The organism is Verruconatronum alginivorum, from assembly GCF_056590205.1.
This window is the reverse complement of the sequence record NZ_JBWPVQ010000001.1, coordinates 2,735,767-2,751,375: the sequence shown is the minus strand read 5'-3', so window position 1 is coordinate 2,751,375 and position 15,609 is coordinate 2,735,767. Positions and strand designations below refer to the sequence as shown.

At 58.5% G+C, this 15,609-nt stretch carries 9 protein-coding genes; 3 read left to right on the top strand and 6 right to left on the bottom strand.

The window, feature by feature from the left end:
• Positions 1-27: 27 nt before the first annotated feature.
• Positions 28-1,305 (top strand): PhoPQ-activated pathogenicity-related family protein, encoded by a 1,278-nt coding sequence (locus ACWUI2_RS09835; protein ID WP_486982682.1) that lies wholly within the window; start codon positions 28-30, stop codon positions 1,303-1,305.
• Between the two features lie 34 nt (positions 1,306-1,339).
• Here the strand turns inward: ACWUI2_RS09835 and ACWUI2_RS09830 are convergent, their stop codons facing one another.
• Positions 1,340-3,391, bottom strand: a complete 2,052-nt coding sequence (locus tag ACWUI2_RS09830) for an alpha-amylase family protein (RefSeq protein WP_486982681.1) — start codon at positions 3,389-3,391, stop codon at positions 1,340-1,342.
• Between the two features lie 61 nt (positions 3,392-3,452).
• On the opposite strand from ACWUI2_RS09830, the gene ACWUI2_RS09825 reads away from it, so the two are divergent.
• On the top strand, positions 3,453-4,238 hold the full coding sequence (locus tag ACWUI2_RS09825; RefSeq protein ID WP_486982680.1) for a helix-turn-helix domain-containing protein: 786 nt from the start codon (positions 3,453-3,455) through the stop codon (positions 4,236-4,238).
• A 7-nt stretch (positions 4,239-4,245) separates the two neighbouring features.
• Here ACWUI2_RS09825 and ACWUI2_RS09820 read toward each other — a convergent pair whose 3' ends face one another.
• The gene (locus tag ACWUI2_RS09820) at positions 4,246-5,487 is read right to left on the bottom strand and encodes a hypothetical protein (RefSeq protein ID WP_486982679.1); all 1,242 of its coding nucleotides are present in this window, start codon (positions 5,485-5,487) and stop codon (positions 4,246-4,248) included.
• Positions 5,488-5,643: 156 nt separating this feature from the next.
• Between ACWUI2_RS09820 and ACWUI2_RS09815 the strand changes: the two genes are divergently transcribed.
• Positions 5,644-6,780 carry an IS110 family RNA-guided transposase gene (locus ACWUI2_RS09815; RefSeq protein ID WP_486981276.1) on the top strand — a complete coding sequence of 379 codons (1,137 nt, stop codon included), beginning with the start codon at positions 5,644-5,646 and terminating at the stop codon, positions 6,778-6,780.
• A 555-nt stretch (positions 6,781-7,335) separates the two neighbouring features.
• Here ACWUI2_RS09815 and ACWUI2_RS09810 read toward each other — a convergent pair.
• The 4 genes from ACWUI2_RS09810 to ACWUI2_RS09795 form a co-directional block, all read right to left on the bottom strand.
• The gene (locus tag ACWUI2_RS09810; protein ID WP_486982678.1) at positions 7,336-9,930 is read right to left on the bottom strand and encodes a DUF4838 domain-containing protein; all 2,595 of its coding nucleotides are present in this window, start codon (positions 9,928-9,930) and stop codon (positions 7,336-7,338) included.
• A 425-nt stretch (positions 9,931-10,355) separates the two neighbouring features.
• On the bottom strand, positions 10,356-11,390 hold the full coding sequence (locus ACWUI2_RS09805) for a LacI family DNA-binding transcriptional regulator (RefSeq protein ID WP_486982677.1): 1,035 nt from the start codon (positions 11,388-11,390) through the stop codon (positions 10,356-10,358).
• Between the two features lie 457 nt (positions 11,391-11,847).
• On the bottom strand, positions 11,848-12,573 hold the full coding sequence (locus ACWUI2_RS09800) for a prepilin-type N-terminal cleavage/methylation domain-containing protein (RefSeq protein WP_486982676.1): 726 nt from the start codon (positions 12,571-12,573) through the stop codon (positions 11,848-11,850).
• Positions 12,574-12,835: 262 nt separating this feature from the next.
• Positions 12,836-15,595, bottom strand: coding sequence for a hypothetical protein (locus ACWUI2_RS09795; RefSeq protein WP_486982675.1), 2,760 nt, complete (start codon positions 15,593-15,595; stop codon positions 12,836-12,838).
• Positions 15,596-15,609 lie beyond the last annotated feature (14 nt).

Genomic DNA, 15,609 nt, shown 5'->3' with positions numbered 1-15,609 from the left:
TTTGATCCGACCAGTTCGTCCGACATCATGAAAATTTCATTGGCCGTTTTCACTCTTTTGCTCACCACCATCACCGCCTGGGCCGACCTGAAGCGCTTCGTCGCAAAGACGGACGACAGTTTCCGCTATGAAATCGTCCATGAAACCCGTATCGGCGGAGCCACCGCCTATACGTTGCAACTAACCAGCCAAACATGGGACGGCGAACCTTGGAAGCATTGGGTCCACGTCATGAGACCCGCCGAAATCAAACACCCCGGCAAAGCGGTTCTCATGATCGCCGGCGGTTCCAACCGGGCCGAACCGCCAAAGCTTTCCCCCGAACTCCGCCTCATTGCCAACGCCTCCCAACAACTCGGCGTCCCCGTCGCCATCGTCAATCAAATCCCCAACCAACCCCTCTTCGGCGGTTTGACCGAAGATCACGCGATCGCCCACACCATGATCCAATACCTCGAAACCGGCGACATCGAGCGAGTCCTCCTTCTGCCGATGGTCAGATCCGCCGTCCGGGCGATGGATATGGTCTCCGATCTCCTCGATAAGGCGGACACCCCCGTCGACCAATTTATCCTCGGCGGCGCCTCGAAACGGGGCTGGACCACCTACCTCGCCGCCGCCGTCGACGATCGAGTCATCGGCGCCGCCCCCTTGGTGATCGACATGCTCGACATCCCCGCCCAAATGAGAAAACAGGAGCTCGCCTACGGCCAAAGCCTCAGCCCTCAAATCAGCCCCTACACCGAACGCGGCCTGATCGATCAACTCGACACTCCGGCCGGACGCCGCCTCCTTGAAGTCGTCGATCCATTCGCCTACCGCGACCGCTTGACCGTTCCGAAACTCCTCCTCCTCGGCACCAACGACCCGTTTTGGACGCTCGACGCCGCCAACCTATATTACGACAAACTCCCCGGCGTCACCTATCTCGCCTACGCCGCCAACGCCGGCCACGGCTTGAATCTTTCTATTTATCCCACCTTGATCGCCTTCTTCGACGCCGTCCTCCGCGGCGGTTCCCTCGCCGACTTCGAATGGACCCTGGCCGATGACGGATCCACCACCGTCCGTTGGTCCGATGAAAACGCCGAGCTCCTCCTCTGGCAGGCAACCAGCCCCAACCTCGACTTCCGAAAGGCCGAATGGACCTCCACCCCACTCACCGGGAACAGCGAGCTCACCGTTCAACCCGACCGCCCCGTCGAAGGTTACCTCGCCTACTACGTCCAAGCCAATTTCCCCGCCCGCGGCACCACCGCCCCTTACCACCTGACCACCCAAATCACCCTCCTCCAAGCGGAGTAAACAGACCGTCCTACAAAGGAGGACGGCCCCGCGCCTACCGCAACTCCACCATCTGGTGACAGGCGAACCGCGGGACCTCGATCGTCAAACGCTCCCCCTCCCTCCTTACCGGAAGCTCCTGCCCCCCCGGAACCATCTTCGCCTCCGTCACCCCGGCCGGGAGACGCAACGTCACCGCCACCTCATGCAACGGCGGCAGATCCTCAATCACCTCCACGCTGCGCCCACCCGCGGCATTGCCCCCCGACAACTGCATCACTCCACCCCGGCTTACTGTCGGCGCATACAACAAGTGCAACACATAACGGTCTTCCTCGTCCTGCTTCGTCAGCGTAACCCGGGCGGTCGAGGGCAAATCGGTCTCCAACGTCAACTCATCCGCCAGGAAACTCCGCAACGCTTTCACGATAAATTCTCGATACGCCACCGCCCCATACGCCCGATAATGCCGGAAAACCGGATGGGAGAAATAAAGGATGTTGCCATGCCTCACTCCGCAATCGAACCCGGACGGCTCCAACCGATTTGGCGTATGTTGATGACTGCAGAAATGCTCCCAGGTCCGGTTAAAATACGGATCGAAAATCTCGCCCAACGACACGCCATCGGTCACCCGAATCCGGTGCGACCGCTCATACATGATCTGCGGCATATCCACAAAATGGGGACGAAGCTCCGCCTTCGGCAGAATATAATCGTGCCCCCGATTCGGTTCCTTCTCCGAAGGGTGCCACGGACTCAATCCACTGTATTCCGCTCCCAAATCGAACGCGAATTCGTCCCGGTCCCGCCACAATCCGCTTTCCCCGGATAACACCAGTTTCCCTCCTCCGGCCAAATACGCATCAAGCTTTTCCTTCAAGGAACGATCGATCCGAATGTCGTCCGGCAACAGGATCGCCTTGTATCCGGAAAATTCCATCTCCCGGTCGATCAACCCGAACAAAAAGTGGCTCTCCAACAAGACCCGCCCCGCCCCGTCGTCCGGCGCATTTTCGCGGAAAGTGCCGTTCTCCGCCTCGCTCGACAAAACCGCCAAATCGAAAACCTGCCGTGCCCCCCCACACCATGGCTCCTTCGCCCGCACTTCCCGGAAAGCCTCGCCGATGATCGCATAGGTCGACCGGTCGAGTTCGCCCGCCGGATGCAACTGGTCGCCGACACTGCATTTGGCTCCAAACGCCAACATCGCCGCGCACTCATAACGCAACGCGTTTGGATGTTTGTAACCGCCGAACTCCCCCCAGGTGGTGTGAAACTTCCCGGTCATTCCCAGAAAATCGAACGGCAGATTGCAGGTGTATTTGGCCGATGTCGGAAAGTGATCGTACCCCCATCCGCCCGTCGGCAACGACTCCAGTTCCAAGTGACTGAAATACGGCAGAATCCCCCGCTGCCCGCGCGGAATGTGCCCGGCGTTATGAAAAACCGGCATGTCGTCCCGCCCGACCCGTGCTGCCTCCGTGGTCGCCCGGTAATACTTTTCCAATGCCCGGCGCGACGACTCGATCCGGTCCTCCTCCTTTTCCGGATCGAGACCGTTTTCCCGCATGAATTCCAAACTCCAGCGACCGCACGACTGACGCTGGGAAATGATATCGAGAAAAATGCCGTCGCAATCCGGAAACATCCCGACCACTTCGCGGATCTGCTCCACCAGATAATCGAGATACGGACTATGGAAATCCATCATATGAAAACCGGCGTCCAACGTCCCCCGTGCCCAGCCGGTGTAACGCCCATCCTTGTCGACCTCCCTCCATTCCGGATGATCGTGCGACGCCAGATTGTCGACCCCGGCGGAGAGATAAATCGGCGCATTGATCCCGGCCTCTTTGGTCGCCTCGTATTGCGCCCGCAACAAGTCGTATTCAAGATTCGGATGCCGCTGGCCGACCTCGGTCGGATGATAACTCCACCCATGATGGCACTTGGCGAACAAAGTGATCGAATCGACCGCCGCCTCCCGCAACGTCTCCTGCCAGGCCTTCTTGTCGAAGGCGCTCCCGATCCCGGGAACGTGCGGCGAAGTATGGAAATCCAGATGGACCTGGCGAAACCGAAGGGAGTGCGGGAACTTTGACATACCCGAAATCCTGCCAGAGTCGAGCTTGCCCGACAATGGACGAATGCTTAATTGTTTGTGCATGTTTTATTCCAGTCGCCTTCCTCAAACCACCGTCGGTCCGGTCCGCCAGAACCTCCTCATCCTGATCCGCCACCGGACTCGCCTCGATTCCTGGGCCCACCCCGACCTGCGAGCTCCCTACTGGCGAATCTACTGGAATGAATATCCGGGGGCCTCAATCTTCCACTCCGGAGTCGAGATTCCCCTTCTCCCCGACCGGATCATCCTCATCCCCCCGGAAACCTCATTCGCCAGTTCCAACCGCGCACCGGTCACGCACAATTATGTGCATTTTCTCACTGCCCAGCGATGGAACGCCGCCGCCCCCGTTTTATTCTCCGCGACCAGTACCGACCGGAAGGCCTTTCTGGCCCTATTCCAGGAACCATCGAATTCGACCGCCGATTGGAAAACGATCGCGTTCACGGCCGAAATCCTCGGACGCCTCCCCCCGGCCGGATGGATGACGACCATCGATCCCGAGGAACGCGTTTCGCGAGCGATTCGGATCATCGAAGAACACAGCCCGGCCATTGTCCCGGTCACCCGTCTGGCCCGAACCGCCGGGATGACCGCGAACTCCTTCGTCCGCCTCTTCCGGGAGCAAACCGGGACGACCCCCGCGCGGTTCGCCCGCGAACGCCGGCTCGACCTCGCTTGCCTGTTGCTTCACCACAGTTCCCGCACCATCGACGAAATCGCCGTCACCTGCGGTTTCTGCGACCGCTATCACTTCACCCGGGCCTTCACTACCGCCCGCCGCTGCTCCCCCGCAGCCTTCCGACGCCAAGCCCGTTGGACTTGACTCCGCCTCATTCGGTCACACGTCGGCGACGGAGGAGGATCACTGCAAGAAAAACCCCCGCGGCCAGACCGAACATGCGAGGTTCCGGAATCGCGGTGAGAATGATTTCGTCCGGCGCATAAGTTAACGAAAAGGTCCAACCGTCATACCCTTCGATCGTCCGGACCTGACCGTCGTTCCATCCGTCGAACGTCCCGGTCCGGGAACTATATCCAGAGAGGATCACATACTCCCCCGCGACCGGCCCATCGAGGAAGTTCAAATCCAAGGCGGTGCCCGATTGAAGCGCGAGAGTGGCCGCGGCACCGGCACCGCTGGCCGCGAAATACAAACGATCGTGATCTCCCGGATTGAGCAAATCCAAACGGAGCGTGGAATCCGCTTGAAAATCGACAAGCTGATCGAAGAACGTGAGGGCTCCCGTCTCGCCGACCCGTCCCGGATTGACCACGGCGTTCTCCAGCATCCGGATGGGCATACCGAAAGCGTCAGGCGAGCCGCCGGCAATCGAAACATTTCCGATCGTTCCATTCCCGGTCAAGGTAGCCGTGGAGCCTTCACCCCCAACCCAAAGGTAAAACCCTCTGCCCGCATGGTTTCCATCCATGATCAGCGTACCGCCATAAATTTCGGTTCGACTGCCTCGATCCACTAACAGCCCCGCATCAACCGTGAGGCTGCCAGTCATGTCCGAAGACATTCTCAGGTCATTGACCTCTCCTCTCACCACAGTGCCTTGGTATCCACCGGTCAGGATGGTGTCACCTGATCCCCCAAACTGAACGGTGAGGCTTGAGCCGCCGGTTCGATGCAATTGGGCATTCAAAATCAGTGGATTCGCCGAGTTGTTGACGATGTCCCCGGTCGCTCCGTCCCCCACAAAATGAAGAAAGCTCCCGGGATTGATGGTAACAGCGCCAGCCCCCTCCTCCACATAAATGCCCGTCAAGTGTGCGATATTCCTAATTCCTCCCGTCGAAAGCGTATAATTATGCGGAGTCCCAGAACCAGACAACCCTCGGAACGTCAACGAATGTGCGGATGTGCTCGGGTTGATGCTGATGTTTTGATTTGCGGTTCCGGTCGCGTCGAAGCTGGCCCCAAGAGAGGCACTCGGCACACCATTCGTCCAGTTTTCAGCAACGTGCCAGTTACCGCTTTCGGCACCGGTCCAACTCGTCTGCGTCTGGGCCATCGCCGACAGCGCGAATCCGTTGAGCAGGGTGAGGCCCATTGCGAAGCGGAGCATTATCGTTTTTTGTAGGGTCTTCATATCATCCTTGGGTTTCAATGTTTGGGATCGTTGGTTGATTTCGAGAATCCGGAAGACAGAGTGATATGTTTGAATTCCCCCGACAAAGCTTCTGGCTTCAAACGTTGAATTCGGAAGCGAAGCGTAGATAACATGAGGGCGACAAGTGGGAAAGAATTCTCCAACATGTCGCCCGATATGAATAACCAATCGAAAAATAACTTCTCCAAATTGATTAACGGAATCGTCTCGTCCAATGGGCAGGAGGTCAAGCTCGGGATCGATCTTCATGCCCGCGATGGCGTGGCTTGCCTACAGGTGGACGGCAGCTTGCCGCAACGCCCGTTGCGCTTGAAGCACGAGGAACTGGTTCGCCTCGTTGGCAAGTTAGTGGCCGCCGACCTGAAGGTTTATGCCTGTTATGAGGCTGGTCCTTGCGGCTATGGATTATACCGCCAGCTCACCGAATTGGGAGCCACCGTTTTCGTGGTTGCCCCGGTGAGCCTGGCGGGCGGACGCAACCAAAAGACGGATAACCTTGATGCGCGGGGGCTGGTCGACCAACTCGACCGCTATTTGCGAGGCAACAAGAAGGCCTTCACGGTCATTCGTGTGCCAAGCCAGGAGGAAGAACAGGCGCGGGCGAGATCACGTCTGCGCGATCAGATCAAGAAGAGCCGGAGTGGATGGGAGGCACGTGGTCGAAGCGCGTTGCTGGCGCAGGGATTCCACGTGAAAGGCCGTTGGTGGGGGCCGCGCAAATGGAAGGATCTCTGTCTCGAATTACCCGAGTATCTGGTCCAGCAACTTGAGGTAATGCGTGAGATTCTGCTGAAGCTCGACGAGAAGGAAAGGGCCATCAAAAAGGAACTGGTCGAGGAGGTTAAACAGCCTCTGCCGGTCGGAATCGGAGCCCTGACCTGGGTGATGCTCCTGCGGGAGATCTGCGACTGGGGACGGTTTAAGAACCGGCGTCAAGTGGCCGGCTTCGTCGGATTATGTGCCGGGGTTCACCAAAGCGGAGGATCCTCCCGGGATCTGAGTATAAACAAGCACGGCAATCCGCGAATACGCGCCCTGTTAATCGAAGCGGTCTGGCGCATGGTGCGATGGCAACCCGATTACCCGCCCGTGCGCGAGTTGGTCGAGAAGCTTGTCAGCGGCCGGTCTCGGCGCAAGATCGCGGTCGCGGCCGCCCGCAAGCTCGCCATCGATCTGTGGCGGTTGGCCACCGGTCAAACCACGCCTGAGAAGCTCGGCCTGAGGATGCCCGAGGTTGCAGTCGGCTGAGGGCAACCAACTTCCCTTTTTGTTCTTTGATCTTTTTGCCTGAAGCGAACCCGATTTCGGAGTGGAGCGCGCACGTTTCGATGCTTGGACTTTCATCCGTTCCTGTAGATTGTGCCGCTTGCTCCGTCCCTCTTTTCCTCCGGCCTCGCCGGGGGTCGCATAAATTATAATGCGCTGCCTCTAAGGCACGCGCGGATAGCAGTTTGTCCCCCCGGCCAGTTCGAGGGGACCGGGGACGAGAGACATTCCTTTCCGGGGGCAACTCCAAAGGCCAAAAGATTGGGGCTCATTGCCGCCCCCAAACCCCCGCTAGGGGAACTAAGGTAAGAAAGCAGATCTTAAGAATGTCCTAAGAAAAATAAATCAAACAACGGTTTCATTTTCCGCTTGTCACGAAACCCTCATAGCAGCATCGAGTTTTCACTCGATGGGATTTATTCCAGCGCACACGCAGGAGCTTCGTGCTTTAGCCGAAGAACGTCGGGCACGGGGATCGTCCATAAACTTCGCCCGCCCAACGACGGCGGCTGAAGCGCGCCGCTCCCTCGCGAAACCCTAATAGAGATCGTCCGCTGGTCGCAACGAGACCGGTCTCCAGATCCCGAAGGATCCGCGGGACGCATGGACGCGCACCACAAGAAGGTTTTCGCGTCCGGCGCGGACCAAATGAGGCGGAACCTCCACGGAGAACGGCGCATCCCACAGCTGGCTCACCGGACGGCCTTCCGACTCTACCGAATGCTCCCCGACTTGGGTGCCGTTAAAGAAAACCCACGCTTGCTCATCGACCCCGTCAAACTGGATATCCACGGTTTGACCTCGCCAGTTTTCCGGAACCTCGAAGACGGTGGCGTACCAGCCATACCCGAGAAAATCGCCGATTCCGGTAGCGTCCAAATGCGCGGGGACTTGGACTTCGGTCCAAATCGATTCGTCAATCCGAAGTTCCGGTTCCCACCCCACCCGGACTCGCAACCCTTTCGTCGTCGCCTCGGTATCGGGCGAATACCACCCTTCCGCAAGTCCGACGTCCTCCGCGTCCTTCCGGAAATACCACGTCTCCCATGGCTGGAGCCCGGAGGAGCTTCCATTGGAAGCCACCGCCGCGATTTCATCGAAATCCCCTTCGAACAGCTTGTTGAAATCGACCCGTCGGGTCTCCACCATCGAGGCTGCCACCAGATCAGAAATGAACATCCCTTCATGGGCGCGCCGGAATTCGATCAATTCCTTCAGATCGGCCCGGGCCGCTTCGAATTGTTCCCGGTCGTCGGTCGGCACTTCCCCGTTGCGGCCAAGTTTTCCGAAGAAACGGGCGGCCAGGCGGGCGTGCTCCAGACCAGCCTTCAGGAATCGCACCCGCTCGACGAATTCGGACCGGGAATCCCGCGAGGCCGCCTTCTCGGCTTCGTCCAACAACGCCCTCGCGCGCACGAAGACCGATGGCGGATACATCCGGTTCGCGGCGGTCGGATTGTTCCATCCGAGTCCACCGAAAGGAGCGTCGGTCCGCGAATACTCCTCCCAAAAATCGAAATACTTCTCCACCGCGCCGGCCGCAGGTCCGAAACCGGAGAAAAACTCTTTCCGCAAATCGGCGAGTTCCCGCTCGGGATCGACCGCCAAACGCATGTGCACGTAATACATCGGCGCGGAGGCCCCCCAATGGGCCAGCCAACTGACGTCGAATCCGACCATGCCGTTGCGGGCGGCGAATTGGAACATATCCCCGGCCTGCCAGGTGCTGAGGTGGGGCATGATGTATCCGCCCAGCATAAAGTTCGGCCGGTAACCGAGAGTCAGACCGCGGTCGTTCCATCCGCGCCATTGTTCCTTGTTCCAGGCATGCGCCTCGTCCGTCATCGGATAAAAAGTGATGTCGCGATTGCCCCACGGCACATAATCGCCATACACCCCTTCGAGTCGGAGATCGTCCGAAACCGGAGCCGGCAGGTAATTCCAATAAAGGTGGGTGGTCACGATGACGTCCGGATTACGCTGCACCGCCAGATCGTGGACCTTTTTCCAGAAGCGGGCGTAGCGGTCGGACACCAGCGGTTCGTAGCGGGCGAAATCGGGTTGGTCGACCGGCCGGTCCCAGGCCTTGCAATCCGGACATTGGCAGAAAACCCGGTCGTCGACGTCGGAGAGCCGCAAAATATCACCGCCGTCCCAGATCTCTTCCACAAGGAAGCGATGCACGTCCGGGTTCGAAACGCAGAGGGAAACCTCCCGCCGTTGGCGTTCCGTCGCGCCGGGGGCCGGTCCCCGCTCCCCGTCCTCGCGCATCATAAAAAATTCCGGGTGACGGTCGCCATACCGGTTCCACAATCCGGTGAAGGAATGCCCGACGTGCGGCTTGCGTTCGGAAAACCCGACTCGGTGCCTCGCCAGATGCGCATGGGTGGCGGTGGAATAAGTTTCCGCCCCTTTCGGGGTAAACGAGAGGCGCGCCCGGTCCGCATCGAGAACCACGGTACCGTTGACAACCTCGTCGACATACCAAGTGCGAAAACGGCGGAAGGCGAAGGTCGGCTCGATGGTTTCGTCCAGTCCGCCTTGGATCCCCACGGTGTCGGCCGACGGCACGAACACGCCGAGATCGCCGGGCCAAAGCCAGAGAACACCGGTCGCCCGTTCCAACACTTCGTAAACGCCATACAAGGTTCCCCGAAGAAAAGGATCGGCGTTGTTGCGGGTGGTTCGGTTGAAGACAGGACCGACCCGGGTATCGCGTCCGACGATAAAGAAGTCCCGGCCGTCGGCGAGCAACCGAAAGGCGTCGGGATTCAATTCGTTCGGGTCGATTCCGACTTTCGCCGCGGCCCGGGTGCCGCCGATGAAGATCCGACCTAGATCAAATCCGCTCGGCAAGTCGGATTCCTTCACCACATTGAGGGTGACCCCGGTCGCCTTCGCGATGTGCGCGACCAACTCCTCGGCCGCGTAATCAAGAATTGAATACGAGTCGTCGGGAATCACCACCACCGCCCGGGCCTCGCCGTCGCGGACGAACTCAACATCCCCTTCCACCGGGCGAAACCGGTTTTCCGCCGGACTTTCGGCACAGCCGGAAAGGAGGCCGAGCAATAAGATGGCAAAGGTGGCGATGCGGGTCGGTTCTTTGAACAAATAAGATATCGGAGACATAAGCGGGTTTTACGTGACGGGATTTCTCGGATCAGTTTTTTGCTAAAAAAAGAGTGCCCGACTCCACCCGCGAAACAAGGGGTTTACATTCAACCGTTGAAACAGAATCTTGGCCACCCGCAATTTTGAACAGAAGGAAGCAAAGAAGAACGAAGGAGAAGCGAAACAGGAGCTCAGTATAGGGAAATACGTTTTTATCCACTGAAAATCCGGCTTCTCCGCTTCCTTCCCTACCTTCTGTAAACCCTCTGTGTTTATGCGGGTTGTAGAGCAAAGATCGGAGGGTTGGCTTCCAGCCGACCTTACCCTGAAACGACGGCGACGGCGGACGGCAGGATGCCATCCCTCCCAGTGGCGGGAAAATTCATTCCATGTAAATCCGTCCCTTCTTCGCTTCCTTCCCTACCTTCTGTAAGAAAAACGGCTTATCCCGCCACGATGTCGCGGGTCGTTCCGGCCTGCACCCAACGGCCCTGGATGGTGATCGTGCGGGGCCATTTCGGAATCCCCCTCATGTTGAGGTAGATTTCGTTCGCCAACATGTCGACGGCGGTCGAGCCCATCACGTATTCGTTTTGATCGATCCCGCTGATCCCCGGACGGTGGGCCTTGTGGTGCAAGTCGATGTAACCAACCTCGTCCGGCACGCTGACTCCCATTTTGTCCAACCATTCCAGGATCTGGAGGTGGTAGCCGTCGGCCACGATCGCATCGGGCCGCCTCCGCATGAACCATTTCTCGAAGGTGGGAAACTCCAATTGAGCCGAGACCAATGGTGCGAAGCTCCCGCCTTTGTTCCGCCCAGTGGTTTGCAACACATGCCCGAGTTCCCAGGCGCGCCGCACCGAATCGTTCGCCCGGGTCGAGAGGCACGTGGCGATCCGATGGTAACCTCGCTTCCGGAGTTGTTCGAAGGCCAGGGCGATCCCGCTGAAGTGATCGAACGCGATCCGATGAAGACAGGGCTTGGCCAAGGTGTAACCCATCGCCACCGCCGACAGTGAATTCCAATCGAGATTGAGCGTGGCGCCGGAATCGTGAAACGAATAAACGATCACCCCGTCGACGTTTCTTGCCCGCAGGATTTCATTCAACCGAGCCTCGCTACCGATCCCCCCGACCAAGGGAAACTCCTCGAAAGTATATCCGAGTTGGGCGGCCCGTTCTTTGGCCCCGTGCAGAATCGGCGAAACTTCCCGCCGACGCGGATCGACCTTCGGGGTCACCAAACCGATACTGACCAACGGCAGATTCTGACTCCCCCGGACCGTGGTCATCAGTTGAGCCAACTTGGGATTCGGCCGGTAACCCAGATTCTGCGCCGCCCGATGGACCTTTTCCCGCGTTGAGTCGGCCAGACGAGGATCGTTCCGCAACGCCAAGGAGGCGGTCGAAACCGAAACCCCGGCCGCCGTGGCAACGTCCTTAAGGACCACACGATCAATCGTCTTGTATCCCATGGAAATTCAACAATTGAATGGAAGCTTTGGGACGGACGGTCTCGACGTCAACGCCATCCGCACCATCCCGGTCGGGAGGCGGTTCATCCCACAGGTTTTGCGATTTTCGGTTACGGGTTTGAGTTCCGGTTTCATGCGGCCCAATTATGAACGCACTGTTCATGCGGGTTGCGGAGCGAAGAAATCGGAGGGTTGGCTTCCAGCCGACCTTCTTCTGAAACCGACGGCGGACGGCAGGATGCCATCCCTCCCAGTGGTGGGGAAGTTTCGTTCCAGGTCCTTCCTCGGCGCAGCCCGGATGTCGGCTTGTGAAAAGGAAAATTCCGCTCTCCTTCAGTGTCGGCCTTTGGCCCTTTCGCCGGGACCGCATAAATGCGGAACTCCAACGCACCGCGGCAATCCGGGGGACACGCGTTCGCGAAGGTCCCACCTACCTTGATCTGAACTTCCTCTCCCCTTACGGGATGTAAGTCTGCTGCCAGAACGACGAGTTGATATCGTTGTACGGCTCAAAATCCTCCTCGGCAAAACGCTCCACGTGACCATCGAGAAAAACGATGTTCACCCGTTCGCCGTGAGGCCAAAGGAAATGCCATGAGGCACTGTTCAATGGGGTGTCGGTGGTGAGCGGCCGAAGATAACCCGTCGGACCCCCGCTCGACTTGCGGGCCGTTGAAACGATTCCATCGGCGAACTTGACCAATTGACTCGGGGTATGGGCCATTTCCACATTTTTCAAAAAATACCTACCATTAAAAGGGTTATTATCGATACCATCGTTGGCACGCGTGGTGTTTCGATTCACCGAGTAGTTCGCCGCCCAGCGATTGGTGCTCGGGTTCGTCATATTCGACCCGGGACAAGTGAACACGGTCGGTGCCGGCAACCCTTCCTGATTCTCAAGCCAGGTCAAATCAAAGTAAGGCCACATTCCATCGGTCCGGCTCTCGGTCCAAAGAGTCGTGTCAATGGGGCGCCCGCCGTTGTCGTTCGCATAGAGATGATACCCGGTGGATAGCTGGCGCAAGTTCGACACGCACTGGGCCGTCCTCGCGCTGTCGCGGACCCGGCCCACCACGGGAATCAGGATGGCCGCCAGAATACCGATAATAGCGATCACCGTCAGAAGCTCGATCAGGGTGAAAGCGGCTGTTTTGGGATTGGTTTGGGATCTGTAGTTCATAATGACTTTCTTTTTTGAGATGCCTTTGCAACGGCCAATTGATCGGCCCGCCAAGCGAAAAGTTGAGGAGAAGTTTCTACGCACCATCCAACTCACATCCGGGGGTGCGGTCAATTTCACCGATTTCAATCGTTGAACAAATGAGACCCACCCCACCCTGCTCGCCGGTGCAATGGTGGGGTGTTCCCAAAACAAAAGGAGGACGGGCCTGCAGGCCCGCCCTCCTTGATCAGGAGCGTGGTCGATCGTTTCCCCGTCGGGATCAATCGCTCTCGCTCACCCCCAGCCGAAGAAACCGACGATCCGTTCCGGAGACGGCGACATCATCGACATAAGTGACGGTATCCACGCCTTCCTCACTGGTCGTGAGCATATCCCCGGTTCCCGGCACCCACTCAATCAAATCGGTCGAAACTTCGACCCAATAATCAACCCCGACGATGCCGGACGGCCGATCGAACGACAGCGTGAGGTATTCCTCCCCCTCCACCTCGAGCAACCCTTCCAGAAGATGAATCACCCCGGGTGCCAACGGATCGAGGCCCAAGGCATACTCCAGCAGATTGACGATGCCATCGCCATCCGGATCAGCCATCGGGCCACTGATGCTTTCGTCTCCGTAATCCTCTCCGAACACGTCTTGCGCCCATTGGGCGTAACCGGAAATCGGCGCCACCGGATCCCATGCGGCCACCCCGACGTGGGGACGTTGCCCGGAGACGGTGTGCACCACGACGGCGACCGCATTCCCGGGAGCCGCCGGATCATACTGATAGATCGTGCCGGAACTATCATGGACGTAGAAGATCTTGCCTGAAGCCGTCCGGGAGATCCCATAGGTCCGCCGTTGCGAAACAGTGGTGCCTTCGGCCTCCACCAAAACGGTCAGCGTCCCCGGCGTGAAGGTCTCGCCATCAAAGGTGAAGTCCAACGACCCGAGTTGGTGAGCGGCATATCCGGTGAAATAGAGAATCTTATTCTCCAGATCGAGCGCGATCCCGTAATGGTCCACATCCTCGAAGTTTTCCGCTGGAACAAAGAGATCCGCCACCGGTTGATGGGTTTGGGTGACGACATTGGTCATGTAAAGCCAGGAGTCGTTGGCATTGACCGTCAAGACATGGTCTTCGTCGAGAACGGCGATGCCGATCGTCCGAGGCGCCGGGTTCGGTTCGCCCATGCTTGGATTCGGTTGACCGAGGTAAACGACATCTCCGCCAGTCTCAAGATCGGCAACGAAGAGACCCGAATGCCACTCCGAGAAGAAAAGTCGCCCGTTCGCTTCATCGACTTCGACGAACTGGACGCGGAAGGCATCGTTGACGAACTCCGAGGGACGCTCGACGAAAAGTTGGGCGCCGTCGCCGTTGCGGGCGGCGCGCCAGACACCTCCCGCCTGGTGGGCCTGGCCTCCACCGAGATCGGCCCAGTAGATGTAATCTTCGGTCATGGTCAACCCAAGGGGCTTACCGTTCATCGTGGTCCCCCCTTCGCCGGTGCCGTCAAAAACGACCCGGATATTCTCCCCGTTCTGATCCGAGCCCATGATCCGCGCATCGCCTCCGGATTCGGTGCTTCCCCAATAGAGCACAGGGTAGGGAAGGGGATCTGCCGGCGCGATGTTGGTGAGGATCGTGATACTGGAGATGTCGGCGTGTTCGCCTGTGGCTCCCCAATGACCCGTATTCCCCAGAGCAATACGCCGGGTTTCCCCGGTCCGGCTCGCATCCAGTGCACCGACACCGATCGACGTCCACTCATCCTCCGGATCCAGCCGGTAAAAAATCTCGTATTGCAAAGCGATCGGATCGAAATCCAAGGCCAACCAAAGCGGCTCATCCCGGGACTGCTCCTCGAAGAGAGTGTAGGCTGGAATACTCTCCGAATGGGTGCCAAAGGCCAAGCCCCAGAGTCGCACAACATTCGCTGCGGTACGGCCAAACCGCATTTCCGCAACCTGGCCTTCCGTGTCGGTGACAAACCGGAAGCGTAACGATTCGGTCGCGGTTCCTCCACCAAATGCAAAACTTCTGATCTCTACTTCGTAACGAAGCGGATCGACGATCGCCCCGGTGAAAACGCTGGCCTGAGCGGCGTGCGTTTCCCGAACCCGAAATGCCCCGTCGCCGGTAGTGAACGAGCTGATGAACGCGTTGAAGCCAGCCGACTCGGCCCAGGTATCCGGCGCTTCACTTCCGATGTTCACCGTATCATACACCGACGTGTCGGCGACCTCGCTGAATCGCCACTCATAAAGCGCATTTGGCGTCGGAGGCACCTCCTCCACGACTTGATCGACCACGATGTATCCGATTTCCAGGAATTCGGATCCGGTCAGATGCCCCCGGGTGCTGATCGCGACCGTTTCGGCCCGCCGAGCGACATTGAAGTCGCTGGTCCCCACCCCGATCGATGTCCAGGGATCTTCGGTTCCAAAACGATAAAAGACTTCGTATTCCTCATTGACCTCATCGAAGTCCAACGCCATCCACAACGACCCGTTGGATCCGTTGTAACTGTTGCTGGTGAACAAAATCTCCCTTGGAATGTCCGTCCCGGAAAATGCTCCCCCGGAAATCGAGACTTCGTTGCTGGCGTCCCGTCGGAGGGTCATGTTCACGACATTATTGTGGGTGGAGGTGTAAAAACCAAAATCGGCCCCTTCGCCAACCGTGCCTCCGGAAAACGAAAAGGCTGGGATTTCCACCTCCATTCGCATCGGAGTCTGATGTTGACCAGTGACAAAGGTGCTTCGCTGCGTTTCCTGGGTGTCCTCGATCCGGAGAACGCCGGTTCCGGTGGTGGCGGCATTGAAGTTGCCGCTCGAAGACGACACCCCGGGCCGGTAAACCCACGTTTCTTCCGGATTCCAACTTCCGGAATTGATGGTCTCTTCGATGCCGGTTCCTTGGGGCTCGTCGAAATGCCACTCGCCGAGCGGTCCCGCCACCGAGACGGAGAGGGTACAGGTAAAAGCCGCCGCCGCGACCGACAAGCGGGGCAATAGGTTGAATAACTTCATTATCTTCATAGTTT

What these genes read in the sequence shown, in the direction of transcription:
- ACWUI2_RS09835 (WP_486982682.1), top strand. Translation starts at nt 28, where the DNA reads ATGAAAATTTCATTGGCCGTTTTCACTCTTTTGCTCACCACCATCACC.
- ACWUI2_RS09820 (WP_486982679.1), bottom strand. Translation starts at nt 5,487, where the DNA reads ATGCTCCGCTTCGCAATGGGCCTCACCCTGCTCAACGGATTCGCGCTG.
- ACWUI2_RS09800 (WP_486982676.1), bottom strand. Translation starts at nt 12,573, where the DNA reads ATGAACTACAGATCCCAAACCAATCCCAAAACAGCCGCTTTCACCCTG.
- ACWUI2_RS09805 (WP_486982677.1), bottom strand. Translation starts at nt 11,390, where the DNA reads ATGGGATACAAGACGATTGATCGTGTGGTCCTTAAGGACGTTGCCACG.
- ACWUI2_RS09825 (WP_486982680.1), top strand. Translation starts at nt 3,453, where the DNA reads ATGTTTTATTCCAGTCGCCTTCCTCAAACCACCGTCGGTCCGGTCCGC.
- ACWUI2_RS09810 (WP_486982678.1), bottom strand. Translation starts at nt 9,930, where the DNA reads ATGTCTCCGATATCTTATTTGTTCAAAGAACCGACCCGCATCGCCACC.
- ACWUI2_RS09795 (WP_486982675.1), bottom strand. Translation starts at nt 15,595, where the DNA reads ATGAAGTTATTCAACCTATTGCCCCGCTTGTCGGTCGCGGCGGCGGCT.
- ACWUI2_RS09830 (WP_486982681.1), bottom strand. Translation starts at nt 3,391, where the DNA reads ATGTCAAAGTTCCCGCACTCCCTTCGGTTTCGCCAGGTCCATCTGGAT.
- ACWUI2_RS09815 (WP_486981276.1), top strand. Translation starts at nt 5,644, where the DNA reads ATGAGGGCGACAAGTGGGAAAGAATTCTCCAACATGTCGCCCGATATG.